We start from the raw sequence: 22,265 nt of genomic DNA on the forward strand, positions 1-22,265 counted from the left end.
CGCATGAAGCGCGCCGACCAAGCCAAGAAAGCCCCGGCCGCCCCGGAGTTGCCATCTGAAGTCCGCCCGGGCCAGTCGATCGAGCTGCTGAAAGAGCTGCACATCCTGACCCGCGACGGCAAGTTGAACCAGGACAGCCGCCGCAAGCTCAAGCAGGTCTACCACCTGTACAACTTCATCGAGCCGCTGCTGCGCGACGTGCAGGATGCCAAGGGCAGCGTGTCGCTGGTCGACCATGGCGCCGGCAAGTCCTACCTCGGCTTCATCCTGTACGACCTGTTCGTCAAGGCAAAGGACGAAGGTTCCCACATCTACGGCATCGAGACGCGCGAAGAGCTGGTCGCCAAATCGACCGAGCTGGCCGCGCGTCTGGGCTTTACGGGCATGTCGTTCCTGCCGCTGTCGGTGGCCGAGTCGACCACCTCGAGCGCACTGCCCGAATCGATCGACATCGTCACCGCGCTGCATGCCTGTAACACCGCCACCGACGACGCCATCGACTTCGCGCTCAAGAAGAACGCGAAGCACATGGTGCTGGTGCCGTGCTGCCAGGCCGAAGTCGCCACTGTCCTGCGCAAGAACAAGGGCAAGGATCTCGGCCGCAGCGCGCTGACCGAGATCTGGCGCCACCCGATCCATACCCGCGAATTCGGCAGTCAGATCACCAATGTGCTGCGCTGCCTGCAGCTCGAGGCGCATGGCTACCAGGTGACGGTGACGGAACTGGTGGGCTGGGAACACTCGATGAAGAACGAATTGATCGTCGCCACCTACAAGAACCTGCCGCGCCGCCGGCCCGCCGAGCGCCTGCAAGAGGTGCTCGGCGAATTGGGTCTCAGCGAGATGACGCAGCGTTTCTATACCCCGCAAGCCGCCACCACGGAGTAATCAAAGCATGAGCGACAACACGCAAGGCTGGATCGACCTGCGCAGCGATACTGTCACGCAGCCAAGCGCCGCGATGCGCGCCACGATGGTGGCAGCGGGCGTGGGCGACGATGTGTATGGCGACGACCCCACCGTCAATCGCCTGCAGGATTACGCGGCGGAGCTGTTCGGTTACGAGGCAGGCATGTTCGCGCCGAGCGGCACGCAAACGAACCTGATCGCCCTGATGACGCACTGCGGCCGCGGCGACGAATACCTGGTCGGCCAGGAAGCGCACACCTACAAGTACGAAGGCGGTGGCGCCGCAGTGCTGGGCAGTATCCAGCCGCAGCCGATCGCCAACCAGCCGGACGGCTCGATCCTGCTGGCCGACATCGCGGCGTACATCAAGCCCGACGACATGCACTTCGCGCGTACCCGTCTGCTGGCGCTGGAAAACACCATTGGCGGGCGTGTGCTGAGCCAGGACTACGTGGCCGCAGCGACCACGCTGGCGCACGACAAGGGCCTGGCCACGCACCTCGACGGCGCGCGCATCTGCAATGCCGCCGTCAAACAGGGCATCAGCCTGGCGGACGCCGTCAGGGGTTTCGACACCGTCTCGGTGTGCCTGTCGAAAGGCCTGGGCGCGCCGGTCGGCTCGGTGCTGCTTGGCCCGAAGGCCTTTATCGAGCAGGGCAAACGCTGGCGCAAGATGCTGGGCGGCGGCATGCGCCAGGCCGGCGTGATCGCCGCCGCCGCGCATTACGCGCTCGAACACAATGTGGCGCTGCTGGCGCAAGACCATGACAACGCGGCGGAACTGGCGCGCGGCCTGGGCCTGATCCCGGCGCTCACCGTCAGCACCCCGCAAACGAATATCTTCTGGATCGACATGCCGGCAGCCGCCTGCGCGCCGCTGCGCGATGCGCTGGCGCGCGCGCAGATCCGCGCCACGGTCGGCCCGAAGATGCGTCTCGTGACGCACCTCGATGTCTCCGCGCGCGACGTACAGCGCACGGTCGACGTCTTCACCACATTTTTTACAGACTGGCGTGCATGACAACTGAAGAAGCAATCCGCCTGGCCAAGCGCGTGGCCGACGTGGCAGGGTGCTCGCGCGCCGATGCCGAACGTTATATCGCCGGCGGCTGGGTCAGCGTCGATGGCGTCGTGGCCGAAGATCCCGCCACGCGCGTCACCCCCGAACAAACGGTCGAGATGCTGCCCGGCGCGACACCGGTCGAACCGGATCCGGTGACGATCCTGATGCACAAGCCGGCCGGCATGGACGTCGATGCGGCGCTGGCCACCATCAACGCGGATAACCAGGAGCTGGAGCATGGCCGCGGCAAGCCGTTCCTGCGCCGGCATGTATTCAAGACCACGTTGGCCACGCCACTGGAAACGATAGCGTCGGGCCTGATCGTGTTCAGCCAGGATTTCCGCGTGATCCGCAAACTGGTCGACGATGCACCGCGTAACGAGGCGGAATATGTCGTCGAGGTCGACGGCCAGATCGCGGCCAATGGCCTCGACAAGCTCGGTCGCATGTTCAAGGCCAGTTGGCAAAGCGAGAAGCGCTTGCGCATCGCCGGCAAGAATATCCAGCGCGGCCAGATCGAGCGCCTGTGCGGAGACGTCGGCTTGACAGTGACCGCGCTGCGGCGCCTGCGCATCGGCCGCGTTTCAATGGGGCCGTTACCGGTCGGCGGTTGGCGTTTCCTGCGTGAGGTCGAACGTTTTTGACGTCGCGGGCGTGGCGATGTCAGGTCATGCTCTTGTCATCTCCTCGTCTTATGCTGTCTTTTTTTCACACCTGGAAAATCGACAACCATGTTCCGCCGCGCCGCCCCACCTTCGAACTACCTCCCGATGATTGCCACGATCGCGCTGGCCTGCACGCTTGCAGCCTGCGGCGGCGATGACGACGACGAGCTGACGCCAACCACGCTGGCGCTGGAAAAGATCGGCGGCTACAACGGTGGCGCGGCCGGCGCGGCCGAGATCACGGCCTTTGACGCGGCCAGCAAGCGCCTGTTCGTCGTCAACGGCGCCAACGGCACCGTCGACGTGCTCGACCTGGCCACGCCGAGCGCACCGAAACTGCTGGGCACCATCAGCGTGGCAAGCATCGGCAAGGCCGTCAACAGCGTGGCCGTACACGATGGCCTGGTGGCGCTGGCGATCGAGGCCGCAGTCAAGACCGATCCCGGCACCGTGGCGTTCTACAACGCGGCCGACCTCAAGTTCGTCAACAGCGTCAAGGTCGGCGCGCTGCCCGACATGCTGACGTTTACGCCGGACGGCGCCAAGGTGCTGGTGGCAAACGAAGGCGAGCCAAGCGGCTACGGCGTGGCCGGCACGAGCGATCCGGAAGGCGTGGTCAGCATCATCACCGTCAACCGTGGCGGTGCGCCAGCCGTGGCAACGGCAGATTTCCGCAGCTTTAACGGCCAGGAAGCGGCGCTGCGCGCACAAGGCATCCGCATCTTCGGGCCGAACGCCACTGCTGCGCAGGACTTCGAGCCCGAATACATCACCGTCAGCGAAGACGGCAAGACGGCGTATGTCACGCTGCAAGAGAACAATGCAATCGCCATTGTCGACGTGGCCACCGCCAGGGTCACGTCGGTCAAGCCGCTCGGCTTCAAGGACCACAATCTCGCCGGCTTCGGCATGGACGCGTCGGACGAAGATGGCGGCACCAACACGAATAGTGGCTCGCCGGCCGTGAAGATCGGCCCGCAGCCGGTGAAGGGCATGTACCTGCCGGACGCCATTGCCAGCTACACGGTCGACGGCAAGCATTACCTGTTGACGGCCAACGAGGGCGACGCCCGCGCCGACTGGCCGGGCTTCAATGAAGAGACGCGCATCCGCGCCCATTGCACGGCCGGCCTGGATCCAAGCGTGTTCCCGAACGCCGGCAGCGCCACGTTCGATTCGAACCTGGGCCGCCTGCGCGTGACGACGACGCCAAACGGCGGCGTGACCGGCAAGAACGCTGCCGGCCAGTGCACAGAGCTATACACGTTCGGCGGCCGTTCGTTCTCGATCTGGGACACGGACATCAAGCGCGTGTACGACTCGGGCGACGAATTCGAACGCCGCACGAGCGCGCTGCCGAACGCGCGCTTCAATGCCAGCAACGACAACAACGATCTGGAAGACCGCAGCGCATCGAAAGGCCCGGAGCCGGAAGGCGTCGTGGTCGGCAAGTTCGGCGACAAGCAATATGCCTTCGTCGGCCTTGAGCGCATCGGCGGCGTGATGGTCTACGACATCACCAGGCCGGCATCGGCGTCGTTCGTGACCTACCTGAACACGCGCGATGGGGCCAAGGGCGACCTGGGACCAGAAGGCTTGACCTTCATCCCGGCCAATAAATCGCCGAACGGCAAGCCGTTGCTGATCGTCGGGAACGAGGTCAGCGGCACGACTGCCGTCATGCAGGTCAATCTGACGTATTAATCGTCGGAGCGCTTGCCCAGCAGGCTCAGGCCAACGGCGGCGGCAATCAGCACCGCGCCCACGGCGAGCGTCCGGTCATCCGACTGGACGTCAGCGTGGACTGGACGGCGGGGCCGGGCAGGGCGGCGCACCTGGCCGCTGTGCACACCACTGGCGCCATGCTGCGGCTCGTACAGCGCCCCAACCGTATCCTCGGCAGGGTCGGCGCGCCTGGCCCACGTCTCCATGAAGCGGTTCATGCCGGCCGCGATCAGGTCCGGCGCCAGTTGCGCGACCTTGCGGGTCACGTTCGGTGCACCCAGCACGGTGACCGGGCGCGGCTTGCGCACCAGGGCGACGACGGCGTCGGCCACTTTCTCGGGGGGCAGCACGCCAGGCGGATACGACAGCTTCGCGCCGGTGTAATTGGCCGCGTGGCCGAACCCCGGCGTGTCGACGAACGATGGGTAGATGTCGCACACGTGGATGTCGCGCTTCTTGCCAAGTTCGGCGCGCAGCGCCTCGCTGAAGCCGCGCAGGCCATATTTGCTGGCGCCGTAGGCCGCCGCGAACGGCGTGGCCACGAAGCCGCCGGACGAAATCATGTTGACCCAGATGCCGTAATCCTGTTCGATGAAGATCGGGATGACGGCGTGCGCGTCGTTCATGTGCGTGATCAGGTTCGTCTCGATCACCTTGCGGTGGTCGGCGATCGGCACATCGGCGAACTTGCCCACCACGCCACTGCCCACGTTGCTGAACCACAGGTCGATCTGGCCGAGCAGGTCGCGTGCGTCTTGCGCGAACGCGGCGACCGCGTCGGCATCGGTGGCGTCGACCACCCGCACATCGGCACGGCCACCGGCCTGACGGCAGCGCCAGGCGATATCGTCCAGGCCTTCCTTGCCGCGCGCGCCGAGCACGAGGTGCGCGCCCTGGCGGGCAAAGGCGACAGCGGTGGCGGCGCCGATGCCGCTGGAACCGCCCATGATGACGACGCGAAGATGTGCTTGCTTCATGAGGTACCCTTTTCTGATTGATTGACGAGGCCGTCGATTGATCAATTATTGGGGTATTCAAGGGGCGGCGTATTTCGTATTCCGCGTGACAAGATTATGGGGTTCGCTTGAAGTCGACCGGTATGCGCCCCGGGGATCGCTGCCGAATGATAGACTCGGTGCGACTATCCCCATTGAAGACGACGTGAAATCAGCCCCGCTTGCACTGCTCATTGCAATCCAGTTCCTCACGATCGCCCATGGTCAGGACAAGCCTGCGCCGACCCAGGCCGCGCCCGCAGCCGCCGAAAAGGCGTCCCAGCCGCCCGCGCCGGTCGATTACTCGTATGCATGGGATCAATTCAAGCATCTCGGCACCATGATGTGGGGCTGCCGGGGCGTGCAATCCGGGGCCTCTGTGGGTCGCGACCTGTGCGCGTTCGCGCCGATGGTCGACAGTCAGTGGCCGGACAAGAATATCTCCGCTGACTGGAAGCCGTAACGAGGTGCTAGCGCCTGGCTGCTACGCGCTTGAGCCGGGGTAGCGCGATGAGGCGCGTACCGGCCAGTCGGTCATGCAAGAACTGGCGCTCTTTGTCGAAGAACGCTGTCAGTGCCCAGAGAACGATGCCAACCGCCAGCGCGATGGCGATCTCGCCCCTGGCATGCAACCCGAACACGGCGCACACCACCAACGCCGGCGCAAACCAGCCCCACGCCAGCAGATACCGCACGATCGCCGTCCGCCACGGCAAGCGCGCATGGCCAGGCTGCACCACCTTGATACGCCACGTCTTCATGGCCAGCGTCTGCCCGCTATCGCGCCAGCACCAGGTGAAATACAGGCCGGTAACCATGAACAGATACACCTTCAGCCCATGCTGGAAGATCGCATCCTGGCGGTTGCCGGTGGCAAGAATATAAATGAGCACGGCGAGCATCTCGACCGCGAACAGCAGGAAGAATTCATAGACCATCACGGCCAGCCGCCGTTTGATCGTCGGCGTGCCGAGAACCGGCAGCGCGGCCTCGGGCGGTACAACCGATGGCTCAGTTGCCCGCATTCGCGGCCTGGGCTGCGCTTGGTTGGCCGCTTGGCGTGGCGATCGCGCCGCCGTTTGCGGGCGCTGGGGATACTGGCGCAACCGCCGGCGTAACGGCAGAGGGGGCCGGAGCAACCGGCGCCGGCATGACCGCAATCGCCGACGCATCGGGCACGCCGATCTGCACGCATTCGGCGCCACGGCGCGTGGTATTTGGCGGGCACGGCATGGGCACGACCAGCTGCGGCGCTTCCGGCAATGCGACCGGCGCGTTTTTATGCGTGTTCGATGGCTTGTTGGCCAGCTTGCGCTTCTGGTCTGGCGAGAGTTGCTTGTAGTTTTCCCAGTTGGCCGCCTTGTCGCCCTGCGCCAGCTTGTTGGTCTTGTTGAAGTTTTCGCGCGCCAGTGTACGCTGCTGCGGCGTCAGTTTCATCCACTGGCGCATGCGCTCGTGCACGCGCTGCTGTTCGGCCGGCTCCATCGAGGCGAAGCGGGCCGAGACCTCGATCCAGCGCCGCTTGCGCGGGCCTTCCATGCGGTCCCACTCGGGCTCGAGCGGCGCGAGTGCCACCTGTTGCACGTTGCTCAGGTCGCGCCACAGCGGTTTGTCGAGCGCCTTTTGCAGCGGACGCACGCTGGCGATGGTCTCGGTCGCGGCGGGCAGGATGGCCGGCGTCTCGAAGCGATCGACGATCACCCAGGCGATCGCAGCGGCGGCCAATACGCCGATGACCGTCCCCAGCACGGGGAAGCGCGATGTCGAGACGTTCTTCTTGCTCATTGCTGGCGCTGCTGCGACTCCAGATAGGCGTTGAAACCCGGGTCGAGGTAGGCGGTCAGCGGCAGTTCGTCGGCCAGCACGGCGGCGTCGATATCGGCCAGTGCGGCCAGTTGCTGCTGTTGTTCGTGCTGGTATACGCCGCCCATGCCGATGACTAGCGCCAGGAGAGGCACGGCAATGGCCAGGCGCGACACTGCCGGACCCGAGAGGAAGGCACCCAGTGCGCGCCAGCCGAAGCCGAACCTTGCGGCGTCAGGCTTCTTGCGCGCCATGGCGGCGGCGCGTGCGGCGGCCAGCCGGTCAACGGTCGAAGCCGGCAAGTGGTCGAGCTGTTCGTCCAGCGCGTGGCGTATCTTGTACGCCAGATTGATGTCGTCGATGTTCATAGTCTGATTCCCTTGGCCTGGAGCGCTGCCGCGAGGGCGTGGGTGGCGCGGGAGCAATGCGTCTTGACGCTGCCTTCAGAGCACCCCATTGCTGCCGCCGTTTCGGCCACGTCCATATCCTGCCAGTAACGCATGAGGAAGGCTTCCCGTTGACGCGTCGGGAGTTTTTGTACTTCGTCATCGATCAAGCGCAAGGTTTGAGCGCGCTCGACCTGATCCGCACTCGACTCTGCGGCCGCTGAACCTTGCTCGGCCTCGAGTGTGGCAAGTATATCAAAGTCATCGTCGTCGTTTCCCTCACCCCGGCCGAAGCCCGAGAACAGACTGACCCAGGTATTGCGGACCTTTTCGCGGCGGAAGTAGTCGAGGATCGTCGTCTGCAGGATGCGCTGGAACAGCATCGGCAGCTCGGCCGCCGGCTTGTCGCCGTATTTTTCGGCGAGCTTGATCATCGCGTCCTGCACGATATCCAGCGCCGATTCGTCCTTGCGGACCGCATAGACCGCCTGCTTGAACGCGCGCCGTTCGACATTCTGGAGAAAGTCGTTGAGTTCTTTATCTGTGGCCATGCAGGTTGGGGGGGAGGCGCGCGAGTTGGTCGTGCTTTAGGGAAAACTGTCGCATCCTAGCAAAAAACCACCCGGCCTGCATCGGAATCGCACAGTCGCCAATCCCGTCATGCCCGACGCATGGCCTGCGAAAATCGCATGACGATAGCTGAAATCATTCGTTGTTGGCTCAGGCGTGCGTGGATATCGTATTGACACGATCATCCAGCCACGACACCGCCATGCCACTCGATTCTCCCCGCCAGGCATTTGCCATCCACCCCTTTGCGGGCGCGCCACTGGGCGCCGAAGTGGTGGGCCTCGACCTGGCGCTGCCGTTGTCTCTTGAGGATGTCGCGCGCCTGCACCGCGCGCACCTCGATCATCACGTGCTCGTGTTTCGCGACCAGCGCATTACGCCGGCCCAGCAGGTCGAGTTCAGCCGCCGCTTCGGCGACTTGCAGATCCACGTGCTGCGCAATTTTCAATTGCCCGAGCAACCCGAGGTGCTGATCATTTCCAATATCCAGCAAGACGGCAAGCCGATCGGCCTGGGCGACGCCGGCCACTTCTGGCATTCCGATCTGTCTTATAAAGAGACGCCGAGCCTGGGTTCGATGCTGCATGCGCAAGAATTGCCGGCGGAAGGCGGCGACACGCTGTTTGCCAACCAGCACACCGCGTGGGACGCCTTGCCTGACGACCTCAAGCGCGAGGTCGAGGGCCTGCAGGCCGAGCACTGGTATCTGGCGCGCTATGAAGAACTGCGCCAGCGCAACCCGTACCGGCCGCAACTCACCCAGGCGCAGATCGACGAGGTCAAGCCGGTCAGCCATCCGGTCGTGCGCACGCATCCCGAGACCGGGCGCCGCGCGCTGTTCGTCAGCGAGCATTTCACCACCCGCATCCTGGGTGTGACAGAAGAACGCAGCCGCGAACTGCTCGATCTGCTGTTCGATCACAGTACCCGCGCCGAGCATGTCTACCGGCACCAATGGCAGCCGCACGACATGGTGTTCTGGGACAACCGCTCGCTGATGCATCTGGCGGCGGGTTGCCCGGATCACCTGCGCCGCAAGCTGTATCGCACCACGATCGAAGGCGACGTGCCTTTCTGACCCAACACCAGGACACCCATGAAGCTCGATAAGAAGTTCGTTGCTCTTGCCGCGGCGCTGTCGCTGGCGCTGCCCTCGCTGGCCCAGGCCGAGGGCAAACTCCGTGTCGCCGGGCAGTTCGGCGTCGTGTATTTGCTGCTCAATGTGGCGCAAGACCAGAAGCTCATTGAAAAGCATGGCAAGAAACACGGGGTCGATGTCGACGTGGACTGGGTCAAGCTGTCCGGCGGCGCCGTCATCAACGATGCGCTGCTGTCCGGTTCCATCGACGTGGCAGGCGCCGGCGTCGGCCCCCTGATGACGATCTGGGATCGCACCAGGGGCCGTCAGAATGTGCGCGGCATTGCCTCGCTGGGCAGCTTCCCGTATTACCTCGTCAGCACCAACCCGGCGGTCAAGACCATTGCGGATTTCAGTGCGAAGGACCGCATCGCGTTGCCGGCCGTGACGGTGTCGGTACAGGCGCGCATCCTGCAGATGGCGGCGGCCAGGCAGTGGGGCGTGGCGCAATTCAAAAAGCTCGATCCGCTCACGCAGACCGTGCCGCATCCCGATGCAGCGGCGGCCCTCATCGCCGGCAAGACCGAGCTGAACGGGCACTTCGGCGGGCCGCTGTTCCAGGAGCTCGAGCTGGCCGGTAATCCGAATGCGCACGTCGTGCTTGATTCGTACCAGGTGCTGGGCGGGCCGTCGTCGGCCACGGTGCTGTATGCCACTGAAAAATATGTGAAAGAGAATCCCAAGACGTATCGGGCCTTCATCGATGCGCTGGCCGAAGCGGCCGCCTATATCGCGGCCAATCCGGAAGGCGCGGCGGATGCTTACCTTCGCGTGAACAAGGGCAACGTCGACCGGGCGCTGCTGCTCAAGGTGATCAAGGATCCGAAGACGCAATTCCGCGTGGCGCCGCAGAACACGCTGGGCCTCGCGCAGTTCTTGCACCAGGTCGGCGCGATCAAGAACAAGCCGGCCAGTTGGAAGGATTACTTCTTCGAGCACCCGGCCATTGCCAACGGAAGCTGATATGAGTCCCATCGTCCCGTTCAACCTGGTGCCGCCCGAACCGCTGCTGCGCGCCGAGCATGTCACACTCGAGTATGCGAGCGAGCGCGGCGTCGTGCGCGCCACTGAGGACGTCAGCTTCGATGTGTACCGGGGCGACCGCTTCGTGCTGCTGGGACCATCGGGCTGCGGCAAGTCGACGCTGCTCAAGGCCATCGGCGGGTTTCTCGCGCCGCGCGCGGGCAGTCTGGCCTTGAGCGGCAAGCCGATCACGGGGCCGGGGCTGGACCGCATCGTCGTGTTTCAGGAATTCGACCAGCTGCCACCGTGGAAGACGGTGAAGCAGAACGTGCTGTTTCCGCTGCTGGCCGGCGGCGTCTCGCGTGTCGATGCCGAGGTGCGTGCCCGCCACTGGCTCGGCAAGGTCGGCCTGGCGCGTTTTGCCGATGCTTATCCGCACACGCTGTCGGGCGGCATGAAGGCGCGGGTGGCAATTGCCCGCGCGCTGGCGATGCAGCCGGCCGTGCTGTTGATGGACGAGCCGTTCGCGGCGCTCGACGCGCTGACCCGGCGCAGCATGCAGGAAGAACTGCAATCGCTGTGGGACGAGATCGGCTTCACGATGCTGTTCGTGACCCACTCGATCGAAGAGGCGCTGGTGGTCGGCAACCGCATCCTGCTACTGTCGCCGCACCCGGGCCGCGTGCGCGCCGAACTCAATAGTCACCAGTTCAGCTTGTCGAGCGCCGGCAGTCACGAATTCCAGGCAGCCACGCAGCGCATTCATGGGCTGCTGTTCGGTGGCGAGGCCGCCGCGCCCGACCACGCGCATCAACCGGCGCTGGTGCAACCATGAGTGCGTTCCGTGACCCACCGATCCGGCCCGAATACGTCGTGCCGCAAGGTGCGTTGCGGTCGCCGGCCTTCGTCGCTGCTGCACCGGGCGCATGGTCGATCGAGCGCCTCGGCTGGCTGAGAAAGCCCGCGATCCTGCTGGCACTGGCCATCGTGTGGGAATTACTGGCGCGCTGGTTCGACAACGACCTGCTGCTACCGGGCGCGCTGCAGACGGCGCGCGCGTTTGTCGATGGCGTCGCCTCGGGCGAGCTGATCGGTTATGTGACGGTGTCGCTGGCGATCCTCGTGCAGGGTTTTCTATTGGGCGTGGCAGTCTCGTTCCTGCTCACCTGGCTGGCCGTGTCGAATCGCTTCGGGCGCGAACTGATCGATACCCTGACGTCGATGTTCAACCCGCTGCCGGCGATTGCGCTGTTGCCGCTGGCGCTGCTGTGGTTCGGGCTTGGCAAAGGCAGCCTGCTGATGGTGCTGGTCCATTCCGTGGTGTGGCCGCTGACGCTGAATGCGAGCGCGGGGTTCCGCGCCGTGCCCGAGACGTTGCGCATGGCCGGGCGCAACTATGGCCTCGGTGGCTTGCGCATGGTGCTGCAAATATTGATCCCGGCGGCGCTGCCCTCGATCCTGTCGGGCCTCAAGATCGGCTGGGCGTTTGCCTGGCGCACGCTGATCGCGGCCGAGCTGGTCTTTGGCAGCACGTCGGGGCAGGGCGGCCTGGGCTGGTACATCTTCCAGAACCGCAACGAGCTGTTCACCGATAAAGTGTTCGCGGGGCTGGCGACCGTGATTCTGATTGGGCTGGCGATCGAGCGGTTCGCGTTCCAGACACTGGAGCGTGTCACTGTGCGGCGCTGGGGCATGCAGCGCTGACGCCATCAATGCGCTGCATTGACGCCACATCGGCCGCACCAAAATTGGACATATGCAGATTTACACCTTTGCATCTTGACCAAAATGGTGCGGCGCGTTAATGTGTTCCACACGCTTTGCACCCTCAAAGCATCAACGTCATGCGGGAGTCGCCCACAACGCCCCGTCCGCCATGGCACGCTTTCATTTGTAGGCAGTTTGCTCCGACCCGTGCCACAAGCGCGAGAGATGCGTAAGACCGCTACAAACACTCAAGCCTAACGAGTTGCGCCCAGCGTCAATGCGTACGGTCCCTACGGCGACCCGAACCATCGACGTGCACGCAGAAAGAAGTCAAGCCTGAGGGTTGTACGCGCAGCACGCATATCGCCAGGAACGAGCATCCGATCAATCAACCCAATGGGTTTTGAAAGGAATGTATGAGTTTCGATCCAACAGTCCCCATCACGGGCGCTGAAATAGTGGTGCGTTGTCTCGCGGAAGAGGGCGTCAAGCACGTCTTCGGTTATCCGGGCGGCGCAGTCCTCTATATCTACGACGCGATCTTCCAGCAAGATAAATTCCAGCACGTTCTGGTGCGCCACGAACAGGCCGCCGTACACGCTGCCGACGCGTATTCGCGCAGCTCGAACACGGTGGGCGTCGCCCTCGTCACGTCCGGTCCGGGTGTTACCAATGCCGTCACCGGCTTGTCGACCGCCTATATGGACTCGATTCCGATGGTCGTGATTTCGGGCCAGGTCCCGAGCCACGCGATCGGCCAGGATGCCTTCCAGGAATGCGATACCGTGGGCATCACCCGCCCGGTGGTCAAGCACAACTTCCTGGTCAAGGACGTGCGCGATCTGGCCTCGACCATCAAGAAAGCCTTCTTCATCGCCCGCACCGGCCGGCCCGGTCCCGTGCTGGTCGACATCCCGAAGGACATCACGGTCAACAAATGCCTGTTCGAGTACCCGCGCGAAGTCGAGATGCGCTCGTACCGTCCGGTCGACAAGGGCCATGCCGGCCAGATCCGCAAGGCGGTCGCGCTGCTGCAGAACGCCGAGCGGCCGATGATCTATGCGGGCGGCGGCGTGATCCTGGCCAATGCCTCGAACGAGCTCAACCGCATGGTCGAGAAAACCGGTTTCCCGATCACGAATACGCTGATGGGCCTGGGCGCATCGCGCTCGTCCGATCCGCACTTCGTCGGCATGCCGGGCATGCACGGCACCTATGAAGCGAACATGGCGATGCAGCATTGCGACGTGCTGATCGCCATCGGCGCCCGCTTCGACGACCGCGTGATCGGCAATCCGAAGCACTTTGCCTCGCATCCGCGCAAGATCATCCATATCGACATCGACCCGTCGTCGATTTCCAAGCGGGTAAAAGTCGATATCCCGATCGTCGGCAACGTCAAGGATGTGCTGGTCGAACTGCTCGCGCAGCTCGACGCCGGCAATGGCCATGCCAATGCCCCGGCGCTGCAAGGCTGGTGGAAGCAGATCGCCGAATGGCGTGGCCGCGACTGCCTCAAGTATCCGACGTCCGATACACTGATCAAGCCGCAGTCGGTCATCCAGCAGCTGCACAAGGTTACCGACGGCGACGCGTTCATCACGTCCGACGTCGGCCAGCACCAGATGTGGGCCGCGCAGTACTACCCGTTCGACAAGCCGCGCCGCTGGATCAATTCTGGCGGCCTGGGCACGATGGGCGTCGGCCTGCCGTTCGCGATGGGCGTGCAGATGGCCAATCCGGATGCCACCGTTGCCTGCGTCACCGGCGAAGGCTCGATCCAGATGTGCATCCAGGAGCTTGCCACCTGCAAGCAGTACCACCTGACGCCGAAGATCATCCTGCTGAACAACCGCTTCCTGGGCATGGTGCGCCAGTGGCAGCAGATCGATTACGGTTCGCGCTATTCCGAGTCGTACATGGATTCGCTGCCCGACTTTGAAAAGCTGGCCGAGGCCTATGGCCACGTCGGCATGAAGATCGAAAAACCGGGCGACGTCGACGGCGCGCTGCGCGAAGCGTTCGCGATGAAAGACCGCCTGGTGTTCATGAACTTCATCACCGACCAGAGCGAAAACGTGTGGCCGATGGTCAAGGCGGGCCGTGGCCTGAACGAAATGCTGCTCGGCTCGGAGGACCTGTAATGCGCCATATTATTTCTGTCCTGCTGGAGAACGAAGCCGGCGCGCTCTCGCGCGTGGTCGGCCTGTTCTCGGCGCGCGGCTACAACATCGAAACGCTGACCGTGGCGCCGACCGAAGACGCCACCTTGTCGCGCATGACGATCGTCACGTCGGGCTCCGATGACATCATCGAGCAGATCACGAAGCACCTGAACCGCCTGATCGAGGTAGTGAAGGTGGTCGACCTGACCGAAGGCCAGCATATCGAGCGCGAGCTCATGCTGATCAAGGTGCGCGCGGTCGGCAAGGAGCGCGAAGAAATGAAGCGCACCGCCGATATCTTCCGTGGCCGCGTCATCGACGTTACCGAAAAGACCTACACGATCGAGCTGACCGGCGCCAAATCGAAACTCGATGCATTCATCGACGCCATCGACCGCGCCTCGATCCTCGAGACCGTGCGCACCGGCGGCTCGGGCATCGGCCGCGGCGAACGCATTCTAAAAGTATAAAAACGTCGGGTTGGCGGGTCTCCCGCCGACGCGTACGCCCGAATACCACTATCGACACTAATTTAATTACAGGACTCAACATGAAAGTTTTCTACGACAAAGACTGCGACCTCTCCCTCATCAAGGGCAAGAACGTCGCCATCATCGGCTACGGTTCGCAAGGCCACGCACACGCACAGAACCTGAGCGAGTCGGGCATCAATGTCACCGTCGGCCTGCGCCGCGGCGGCGCCTCGTGGGGCAAGGTCGAGCAGGCCGGCCTGAAAGTCGCTGAAGTCGATGAGGCAGTGAAGAACGCCGACGTCATCATGATCCTGCTGCCGGACGAAAACATCGCCGAAGTCTACAAGCAGAACATCGAGCCGAACGCCAAGCAGGGCGCCGTGCTGGCCTTCGCCCACGGCTTCAATGTCCACTACGGCCAGGTCGTGCCACGCGCCGACCTCGACGTGATCATGGTCGCCCCGAAAGCGCCAGGCCATACCGTGCGCGGCACCTACACGCAGGGTGGCGGCGTGCCTCACCTGATCGCCGTGTACCAGGACAAATCGGGCGCCGCACGCGACATCGCGCTGTCGTACGCCATGGCCAATGGTGGCGGCCGTGCCGGCATCATCGAAACGAACTTCCGCGAAGAGACCGAGACCGACCTGTTCGGCGAGCAGGCCGTGCTGTGCGGTGGTGCGGTCGAGCTGATCAAGGCTGGTTTCGAAACGCTGACCGAAGCCGGTTACGCGCCAGAGATGGCGTACTTCGAGTGCCTGCACGAACTGAAGCTGATCGTCGACCTGATCTATGAAGGCGGCATCGCCAACATGAACTACTCGATCTCGAACAACGCGGAATACGGCGAATACGTCACCGGCCCGCGCGTCGTGACCGAAGACACCAAGAACGCGATGCGCCAGTGCCTGAAAGACATCCAGACCGGCGAATACGCCAAGAGCTTCATCCTGGAAAACAAGGCCGGCGCACCGACCCTGATCTCGCGCCGTCGTCTGACCGCCGAGCACCCGATCGAAGAAGTCGGCGCGAAACTGCGCGCGATGATGCCTTGGATCGCGAAGAACAAGCTGGTGGATCAGTCGAAGAACTAAGCTTTCAAGTTAGCCTCAAAACCGTCGTCCCCGCGCAGGCGGGGACCCAAGTTTCGGAGCGTGCCACTTACTTCAATCTAAGTGGCCGCTCAAGCAAACTTGGGTCCCCGCCTTCGCGGGGACGACGTGCGTCTGGCGCGGGCCAATGCGGTCGCTGCGCCCTGCGCCCTGCGCGCTGCTCGACGATTGCCAACACGTTTCAAAAGCTACTCATTTGCAACTGTCCATTACAAAATCACGCTGTTTTCCCCATGCGCGGTATCGTATAAGTAAGTCAGACATTCGTCGCAACTTACAGGAGAACAACAAATGGCATTTGCAAAATCCCTCGTCGCCGCCGCCCTCGTGCTGGCCTTCAGCGCTGCCAATGCGCAGACCGCCCCATCCGCAGCCACCACCGGCACCATGGTCGTGGTCCCGGCCTTCGGCGAAGTCAAGCACGCCAACGACGAAGCGACGATCACCTTCGCCGTCGAAGAGCACGACAAGGACAAGAACGCCGCCGCCGACCGCGTCAATCGCAAGATGAAAGAGGGCACCGAGATCGTGCGTCGCGCCGATCCAAAGGCCGAACTGAAAACCCAGGGTTACTACACCTACCCGGTGTACCCTGAAGTGCCGCCACAGCCAGTGGGCCGCGTTGCTGCCCCGGTCAAGCCGGTGCCGATCGCCTGGCGCGTAGGCCAGTACCTCGAAGTCAAGACCACGAACCTTGCCGCGCTGCCGAAGACCGCCGCCGCTGCGCAGAAGGTCCTGCAGATCAATAACATCAACTTCGGCCTGACCCCGGCCACCGAAAAGCGCCTCGACGACCAGCGCATCGCCGCCACTTATCAAAACCTGAACGAGCGCATCGTCTCGATCGCCAAGGCCATGGGCCGCCAGCCGGGCGACGCCGTACTCGATACGGTCGACTTCGAAGGCTCGGGCAATTACGCCCAAGCGCAGCGCGTCGAAGTCATGGGTAGCCGCGCCATGATGAAAGCAGACGCGGGCGATGGCATGGCGGAACCAAGCTTCGAGCCAGGCGAAACCACACTGCAGATGCGCCTGGTGGGCAAGGTCAAGTTCAAGTAATACCCCGCTCGGCCACTGTTGTGTTCAAGTAAGCGCCATGCAATTGCCAGCCGGGTTAGCGTAGTGTTTCGCTAACACGGGTCCCGCCTCTATAATGGCTGGGAACAGTCGCTCGGCGGCTTACTTGAATACGATTGCTTATGCCAACTTTTCCACGAAGAAGAACACCAGGGGCCCCACCCAAAGGCCCACGATTCTCCCGCCTGAAAAAGCGTTTCGGGCGCCGTGCGCAAGCGCGCGCCGCCGGTGAGCGGGGCCGCGGCATTTACCTGTTGCCGAACGCCTTCACCACCGCCGCGCTGTTCTGCGGCTTCTACGCCATCGTCATGGCGATGAACCAGCGCTTCGACCAGGCCTGCTGGGCCGTGTTCATCGCGATGATCCTCGACGGCCTGGACGGGCGCATCGCCCGCCTGACCAATACCCAATCCGAATTCGGCGCCCAGTACGACAGCCTGGCCGACATGGTCTCGTTCGGCGCCGCGCCGGCGCTCGTGATCTATGAATGGTCGCTGCGCGGCATGGGCAAGATGGGCTGGGTCGCGGCCTTTATCTATTGTGCCTGCGCCGCACTGCGCCTGGCGCGCTTCAACACCAATATCGAAGTCGTCGACAAGCGCTTCTTCCAGGGCTTGCCCAGCCCGGCCGCAGCGGCGCTCGTAATCGGCTTCATCATGATGATGATCGATCCGGACATCAGCGTCAGTGCGCGCAAGGTCGACTGGGTCGCATGGTGCATTACCGTGTTCGCCGGCCTGACGATGGTGTCGAACGTGCCGTTCTACAGTTTTAAAGACATCAACTTCCGCAAGTCGGTGCCGTTCATCGCGGTGTTCATGATTGCGCTGGTGCTGGCGCTGCTGGCGATCGATCCGCCCAAGGTGCTGTGGCCGATCTTCGTGATCTACGGCCTGTCGGGTTACGCCGTGTATGTGTGGCAGCGTGCGAAAGGCAAGCGGGTCAGCATCATCCCGCTCGACGACGCCGACGACGACCTGCATCGCTGATCGCCGGCCGCCCGCACATGAGAGCACCTTACCTCGCGGCATCCGTCGCCTTTGTCCTGCTGCTGGCCGGCGCGTTGAGCGCCTGCTCGCCGCTGTCGCTGGTCAATGCCGTCTCGCCCAGCGGCGACACGCGCACCGTCAAGTCAGCCGCCTACGGCGCCAATCCGCGCCACGTGCTCGATATCTACCGTCCGGAGAAGGGCGGCGACAAAGCGCCCGTCATCGTGTTCTATTACGGCGGCAACTGGGTCAGCGGCGAACGGGGCGATTATGCGTTCGTCGGCCGCGCGCTGGCGGCGCGCGGTTTCGTGGTGGTCATTCCCGACTACCGCCTGTATCCGCAAGTGCGCTATCCCGATTTTCTGGAAGACAGCGCGCAGGCGCTGGCCTGGACCTCGCGCCGCATCGCGGCGTACGGGGGTGACCCGAAGCGCATCTATGCGATGGGCCACAGCGCCGGCGCCTACAACGCGGCGATGCTGGCGCTCGACCCACGCTGGCTGCGCGCGCAGGGCACAGGCCCCAGCATTCTGCGCGGCTGGATCGGCATGGCCGGGCCGTACAACTTTTTGCCCGTTGAAAACCCCACCACGCGCCCAGTGTTCCTGTATCCGGACACGCCCCGCGATTCGCAGCCGATCAACCATGTGACCGAGAATGCACCGCCGGCATTGCTGATCGTGGCGCGCAACGATTCGACCGTCGATCCGGTGCGCAATACCGGCGCACTGGCCGAGCGCCTGCGCGTGACCAGCGTGCCAGTGCGCGAGGTGAGCTATACCGGCGTGAACCACGTCACGTTACTGGCGACGCTGTCGACGTCACTCAAGCGCCTGGCGCCGACGCTCGACGCAGTCGAAGACTTCGTGCGCAGCGACGGCGGGCGCAACCTGCCGCCCGTGCGCTGACGGTTCAGAACGGGCTGCGTTCCCTTGGTTCATACATGGGATCCGGCCCGTTCATCATCTGGCGCACGATGCCCTGGCCGTCGAAGTGAACGTGCATCATCGAGTTCCACACGCCGGCCTCCTTGTAGCGGTACGACCACACCTCATAATTCTGCATCGCCACGCGTGACTGCTCGGCGGGCCTGCCGATCGTGCGCAGCACCTGGTCCTTGGTGGCCTGGTCAACCTTGAGCGTGGCGAACTTTTCGCCGGTGAGCACCTGCTCGTACGAGGTCAGGCGACCGTCCTGCCCCAGGTGCGCCATCCACGTGTACTGGCCCATCGGACCGGTAGCGTATTCCAGCGTGCGCGTGGCGCCGTCGGTGTACACGGCAGTGGGCGTGCCCAGCTTGGCTTGCACGACATCAGCTGCGTCGCCGGGCAGCGGCGCCGGGCGCGTGGCGCAGGCTGCCAGCAGCAGGGCGGCCGTGAGCGTTGTTATTTTCATCATCTGGTTCATTATTTTCGCCTTTACGCTGTGCAGAGTCGGCAAACACTGGTTCGATCGGGCGTTTTGCCCTATACTTGCCGGTCTGTCCGAATCCGGATAGTCATTTGATAAATCACGGTGCGTTGGGTTCCGACTCTTGCACCGCATGTGAAAGGTAACATCATGACCGTAGAAACTCTGAACAAAGCCGCGATTATCGCGGACAACGCACGCGGCGAAAAAGACACCGGTTCGCCAGAAGTGCAAGTTGCACTGCTGACCGCACGCATCAACGACCTGAACGGCCACTTCAAGGCCCACCAGAAAGATCACCACTCGCGTCGTGGTCTGATCATGATGGTCAACCGTCGCAAGAGCCTGCTGTCGTACCTGAAGAACAAGGATCTGAACCGTTACCGCGACCTGATCGCTAAACTGGGCCTGCGTAAGTAATTCGTTTGCGCCAGACGGTTTAAGTCACAAGATGCCTGCGCCAGTTCACTGTCGCGGGCATTTTTCGTTTTTAAGCCGGTTATTTATTGCAGCAAGGCCGCTCTGCTCGTGAGCGGCCCGTGGTGAGAGGTGAACGACAGCACCTGAAAATCTGTCGGCAAAATGAAAGGGATACCCCATGTTTAACAAAGTTACGAAAACCTTCCAGTACGGTCAACACACTGTCACCCTGGAGACGGGCGAAATCGCTCGCCAGGCAAGCGGCGCCGTCGTGGTGTCGGTCGAAGATACCGTCGTGCTGGCAACTGTGGTCGCACGCAAGGATGCCAAGCCGGGCCAGGACTTCTTCCCGCTGACCGTCGACTACCTCGAGAAAACGTATGCTGCGGGTAAAATCCCGGGCGGTTTCTTCAAGCGCGAAGGCCGTCCTTCCGAAAAAGAAACGCTCACCTCGCGTCTGATCGACCGTCCAATCCGTCCGCTGTTCCCGGAAGGCTACCTGAACGAAGTCCAGGTCATCATCCACGTGCTGTCGGTCAACCCTGAAATCGATCCGGACATCCCTGCGATGATCGGCGCCTCGGCCGCCCTGTGCATCGCCGGCATCCCGTTCAGTGGCCCGATCGGCGCCGCGCGTGTCGGCTACGCCAACGGCCAGTACATCCTGAACCCGACCACCACCGAGCTGAAGACCTCGCAGATGGACCTGGTCGTGGCCGGTACCGAAACCGCCGTCCTGATGGTCGAATCGGAAGCCAAGCAACTGTCCGAAGAAATCATGCTGGGCGCCGTCGTGTTCGGTCATGACCAGATGAAAGTCGTGATCGACGCGATCCACGACCTGGTCGCCGAAGGCGGCAAGCCGGAAGTCGAATGGGCGCCGGCGCCAAAGAACGAAGAACTGATCGCCCGTATCGGCGAACTGGCCGGCGCGAAAGTGCGCGATGCATACCAGACCCGCGAAAAATCGGCGCGTCAGCAAAAGCTGAAATCGCTGTCGTCGGAAGTGATGGCTGACCTGAGCGCGGCTGGCGTGACTGCCGATGCAGGCGACGTTGGCAACATCCTGTTCGACATGGAAGCCAAGGTCGTGCGTTCGCAGATCCTGGAAGGCGAGCCACGCATCGACGGCCGCGACACCCGCACCGTGCGTCCGATCTCGATCCGTTCGAGCGTCCTGCCACGCACCCACGGTTCGGCCCTGTTCACCCGCGGTGAAACGCAGGCGCTGGTCGTTGCCACCCTGGGCACCGCCCGCGACAGCCAGAAGATCGACGCGCTGATGGGCGAGTACACCGACTCGTTCATGATGCACTACAACATGCCTCCGTTCGCCACCGGCGAAACCGGCCGCGTCGGTACGCCGAAGCGCCGCGAAGTCGGCCACGGCCGCCTGGCCAAGCGCGCGCTGATCGCTGCGCTGCCTGACGCCGAAGACTTCAGCTACTCGGTGCGCCTGGTCTCGGAAATCACCGAGTCGAACGGCTCGTCGTCGATGGCTTCGGTCTGCGGCGGCTGCCTGGCACTGATGGACGCCGGCGTGCCAATGAAATCGCACGTGGCCGGTATCGCCATGGGCCTGATCAAGGAAGGCGGCAAGTTCGCCGTGCTGTCGGACATCCTGGGCGACGAAGATCACCTGGGCGACATGGACTTCAAGGTGGCCGGTACGGCAGCAGGCATCACCGCGCTGCAGATGGACATCAAGATCCAGGGCATCACCAAGGAAATCATGCAGGTGGCACTGGCGCAAGCCAAAGAAGGCCGTCACCACATCCTGGGCGAAATGCAGAAGGCCATGCCAACCGTGAAGACCGAGCTGTCGGACTTCGCACCGCGCCTGATCACCATCCGCATCAATCCGGAAAAAATCCGTGACGTGATCGGCAAGGGCGGCGCCGTCATCCGCGCGCTGACCGAAGAGACCGGCACCCAGATCGACATCAGCGACGAAGGCGTGGTCACGATCGCGTCGGTCGACGCTGCCGCCGGCCAGGAAGCCAAGCGCCGCATCGAAGAGCTGACCGCATCGGTCGAAGTGGGCAAGACCTACGACGGCACCGTGCTCAAGCTGCTGGACTTCGGCGCGATCGTGCAAGTCATGCCAGGCAAGGATGGCCTGCTGCACATCTCGCAGATCGCCAACGAGCGTGTGAACGCTGTTGCCGACTACCTGAAAGAAGGCCAGCAAGTGCGCGTCAAGGTTCTGGAGACCGACGAGCGCGGTCGTCTGAAGCTGTCGATGAAGGCGGCTGATCCGGTTGAAGGCGCGGCGGTGTAATAGCTCGTGCCATCAATTGAAGCGGTTCGCCGCTTCAAGTTGAAAAAACCGCCAGTGCGTGAGCCTGGCGGTTTTTTTATGCCGGTGGGTGGCGGAAGAGCTCACAGTATGCGGATGGCGCCGATGCGTAAACCGAGCTGCAGTGCGTACACGGGCCGGCGGTGTGAACGGATAATAGGTTCGCCACAAGATTTCCTCATGCCATACCGTTCTTCCAGATAATGTTCGCCACAACATCGCGGTGAATGGTCTTGCTTATGCCGCATGCGCGAATGAGGTTTGTCACAGCTAGGCAGGCTAGATAGGCTCCGTTAGCGTCCGCTTTCGACCCAAAGCGGACATACACAAGCGATCAGCTATCAGTCTTTTCCCTACGCTTTAACTGTGGCTAAATGAGCTCGACGTCTTCGCCAG

The 22,265-nt window shown here is 63.2% G+C and carries 23 protein-coding genes; 17 read left to right on the plus strand and 6 right to left on the minus strand.

What is annotated here, in order from left to right; all coding sequences use genetic code 11:
* Nucleotides 1-3 precede the first annotated feature (3 nt).
* The 4 genes from AB2N08_RS12065 to AB2N08_RS12080 all read left to right on the plus strand — a co-directional run bounded on the left by AB2N08_RS12065 (nucleotide 4) and on the right by AB2N08_RS12080 (nucleotide 4,341).
* Nucleotides 4-888 (plus strand): class I SAM-dependent methyltransferase, encoded by an 885-nt coding sequence (locus AB2N08_RS12065; protein WP_367610883.1) that lies wholly within the window; start codon nucleotides 4-6, stop codon nucleotides 886-888.
* Between the two features lie 7 nt (nucleotides 889-895).
* Nucleotides 896-1,930, plus strand: a complete 1,035-nt coding sequence (ltaE, locus tag AB2N08_RS12070) for a low-specificity L-threonine aldolase (RefSeq protein ID WP_367610884.1) — start codon at nucleotides 896-898, stop codon at nucleotides 1,928-1,930.
* Nucleotides 1,927-2,616: an RNA pseudouridine synthase gene (locus AB2N08_RS12075; protein WP_367610885.1), complete on the plus strand. Its 690-nt coding sequence runs from the start codon at nucleotides 1,927-1,929 to the stop codon at nucleotides 2,614-2,616. The genes ltaE and AB2N08_RS12075 overlap by 4 nt, the downstream gene beginning before the upstream one ends.
* A 126-nt stretch (nucleotides 2,617-2,742) precedes the next feature.
* Entirely contained in the window at nucleotides 2,743-4,341 is a 1,599-nt protein-coding gene (locus tag AB2N08_RS12080; protein WP_367610886.1) for a choice-of-anchor I family protein, read from the plus strand.
* Here AB2N08_RS12080 and AB2N08_RS12085 read toward each other — a convergent pair.
* Nucleotides 4,338-5,339: an SDR family oxidoreductase gene (locus AB2N08_RS12085; RefSeq protein WP_367610887.1), complete on the minus strand. Its 1,002-nt coding sequence runs from the start codon at nucleotides 5,337-5,339 to the stop codon at nucleotides 4,338-4,340. The genes AB2N08_RS12080 and AB2N08_RS12085 overlap by 4 nt on opposite strands.
* Before the next feature lie 184 nt (nucleotides 5,340-5,523).
* On the opposite strand from AB2N08_RS12085, the gene AB2N08_RS12090 reads away from it, so the two are divergent.
* A complete protein-coding gene (locus AB2N08_RS12090; RefSeq protein ID WP_367610888.1) occupies nucleotides 5,524-5,820 on the plus strand; it encodes a hypothetical protein in 297 nt (98 codons plus the stop codon).
* A 7-nt stretch (nucleotides 5,821-5,827) separates the two neighbouring features.
* Here the strand turns inward: AB2N08_RS12090 and AB2N08_RS12095 are convergent, their stop codons facing one another.
* The 4 genes from AB2N08_RS12095 to AB2N08_RS12110 are packed head-to-tail and all read right to left on the minus strand — an operon-like array spanning nucleotide 5,828 to nucleotide 8,097.
* On the minus strand, nucleotides 5,828-6,382 hold the full coding sequence (locus tag AB2N08_RS12095) for an RDD family protein (protein WP_367610889.1): 555 nt from the start codon (nucleotides 6,380-6,382) through the stop codon (nucleotides 5,828-5,830).
* The gene (locus tag AB2N08_RS12100; protein ID WP_367610890.1) at nucleotides 6,369-7,142 is read right to left on the minus strand and encodes a DUF3106 domain-containing protein; all 774 of its coding nucleotides are present in this window, start codon (nucleotides 7,140-7,142) and stop codon (nucleotides 6,369-6,371) included. The genes AB2N08_RS12095 and AB2N08_RS12100 overlap by 14 nt, the downstream gene beginning before the upstream one ends.
* On the minus strand, nucleotides 7,139-7,528 hold the full coding sequence (locus AB2N08_RS12105; RefSeq protein WP_367610891.1) for a DUF3619 family protein: 390 nt from the start codon (nucleotides 7,526-7,528) through the stop codon (nucleotides 7,139-7,141). The genes AB2N08_RS12100 and AB2N08_RS12105 overlap by 4 nt, the downstream gene beginning before the upstream one ends.
* Nucleotides 7,525-8,097 (minus strand): RNA polymerase sigma factor, encoded by a 573-nt coding sequence (locus AB2N08_RS12110; RefSeq protein ID WP_367610892.1) that lies wholly within the window; start codon nucleotides 8,095-8,097, stop codon nucleotides 7,525-7,527. Before AB2N08_RS12110 ends, AB2N08_RS12105 begins: the two co-directional genes overlap by 4 nt.
* Nucleotides 8,098-8,318: 221 nt before the next feature.
* Between AB2N08_RS12110 and AB2N08_RS12115 the strand changes: the two genes are divergently transcribed.
* From AB2N08_RS12115 to AB2N08_RS12160, 10 genes are all read left to right on the plus strand, one after another.
* Nucleotides 8,319-9,194 carry a TauD/TfdA dioxygenase family protein gene (locus AB2N08_RS12115; RefSeq protein WP_367610893.1) on the plus strand — a complete coding sequence of 292 codons (876 nt, stop codon included), beginning with the start codon at nucleotides 8,319-8,321 and terminating at the stop codon, nucleotides 9,192-9,194.
* A gap of 18 nt (nucleotides 9,195-9,212) precedes the next feature.
* Nucleotides 9,213-10,217 (plus strand): ABC transporter substrate-binding protein, encoded by a 1,005-nt coding sequence (locus AB2N08_RS12120; RefSeq protein ID WP_367610894.1) that lies wholly within the window; start codon nucleotides 9,213-9,215, stop codon nucleotides 10,215-10,217.
* Between the two features lies 1 nt (nucleotide 10,218).
* Entirely contained in the window at nucleotides 10,219-11,052 is an 834-nt protein-coding gene (locus tag AB2N08_RS12125) for an ABC transporter ATP-binding protein (protein WP_367610895.1), read from the plus strand.
* On the plus strand, nucleotides 11,049-11,921 hold the full coding sequence (locus tag AB2N08_RS12130; protein ID WP_367610896.1) for an ABC transporter permease: 873 nt from the start codon (nucleotides 11,049-11,051) through the stop codon (nucleotides 11,919-11,921). The genes AB2N08_RS12125 and AB2N08_RS12130 overlap by 4 nt, the downstream gene beginning before the upstream one ends.
* A 419-nt stretch (nucleotides 11,922-12,340) precedes the next feature.
* The gene (locus AB2N08_RS12135; RefSeq protein WP_367610897.1) at nucleotides 12,341-14,068 is read left to right on the plus strand and encodes an acetolactate synthase 3 catalytic subunit; all 1,728 of its coding nucleotides are present in this window, start codon (nucleotides 12,341-12,343) and stop codon (nucleotides 14,066-14,068) included.
* On the plus strand, nucleotides 14,068-14,559 hold the full coding sequence (ilvN, locus tag AB2N08_RS12140; protein WP_183555358.1) for an acetolactate synthase small subunit: 492 nt from the start codon (nucleotides 14,068-14,070) through the stop codon (nucleotides 14,557-14,559). The genes AB2N08_RS12135 and ilvN overlap by 1 nt, the downstream gene beginning before the upstream one ends.
* An 80-nt stretch (nucleotides 14,560-14,639) precedes the next feature.
* A complete protein-coding gene (ilvC, locus tag AB2N08_RS12145) occupies nucleotides 14,640-15,656 on the plus strand; it encodes a ketol-acid reductoisomerase (protein WP_367610898.1) in 1,017 nt (338 codons plus the stop codon).
* Between the two features lie 309 nt (nucleotides 15,657-15,965).
* Entirely contained in the window at nucleotides 15,966-16,733 is a 768-nt protein-coding gene (locus AB2N08_RS12150) for an SIMPL domain-containing protein (protein ID WP_367610899.1), read from the plus strand.
* Between the two features lie 140 nt (nucleotides 16,734-16,873).
* Complete coding sequence (gene pssA, locus AB2N08_RS12155; protein WP_367610900.1) at nucleotides 16,874-17,740, plus strand: CDP-diacylglycerol--serine O-phosphatidyltransferase; 867 nt, start codon at nucleotides 16,874-16,876, stop codon at nucleotides 17,738-17,740.
* 17 nt (nucleotides 17,741-17,757) lie between these two features.
* Nucleotides 17,758-18,648: an alpha/beta hydrolase gene (locus tag AB2N08_RS12160; protein WP_367610901.1), complete on the plus strand. Its 891-nt coding sequence runs from the start codon at nucleotides 17,758-17,760 to the stop codon at nucleotides 18,646-18,648.
* 4 nt (nucleotides 18,649-18,652) lie between these two features.
* Here the strand turns inward: AB2N08_RS12160 and bamE are convergent, their stop codons facing one another.
* Nucleotides 18,653-19,147: an outer membrane protein assembly factor BamE domain-containing protein gene (gene bamE / locus AB2N08_RS12165; RefSeq protein WP_367610902.1), complete on the minus strand. Its 495-nt coding sequence runs from the start codon at nucleotides 19,145-19,147 to the stop codon at nucleotides 18,653-18,655.
* A gap of 153 nt (nucleotides 19,148-19,300) precedes the next feature.
* Here bamE and rpsO point away from each other — a divergent pair, with 153 nt between their 5' ends.
* Nucleotides 19,301-19,570 carry a 30S ribosomal protein S15 gene (rpsO, locus tag AB2N08_RS12170; RefSeq protein WP_183555352.1) on the plus strand — a complete coding sequence of 90 codons (270 nt, stop codon included), beginning with the start codon at nucleotides 19,301-19,303 and terminating at the stop codon, nucleotides 19,568-19,570.
* A gap of 178 nt (nucleotides 19,571-19,748) precedes the next feature.
* Complete coding sequence (gene pnp, locus AB2N08_RS12175) at nucleotides 19,749-21,851, plus strand: polyribonucleotide nucleotidyltransferase (RefSeq protein ID WP_367610903.1); 2,103 nt, start codon at nucleotides 19,749-19,751, stop codon at nucleotides 21,849-21,851.
* The last annotated feature ends 414 nt before the right edge of the window (nucleotides 21,852-22,265 follow it).

Source organism: Massilia aurea (genome assembly GCF_040790145.1).
Taxonomy (GTDB): Bacteria; Pseudomonadota; Gammaproteobacteria; order Burkholderiales; family Burkholderiaceae_D; genus Telluria; species Telluria aurea_C.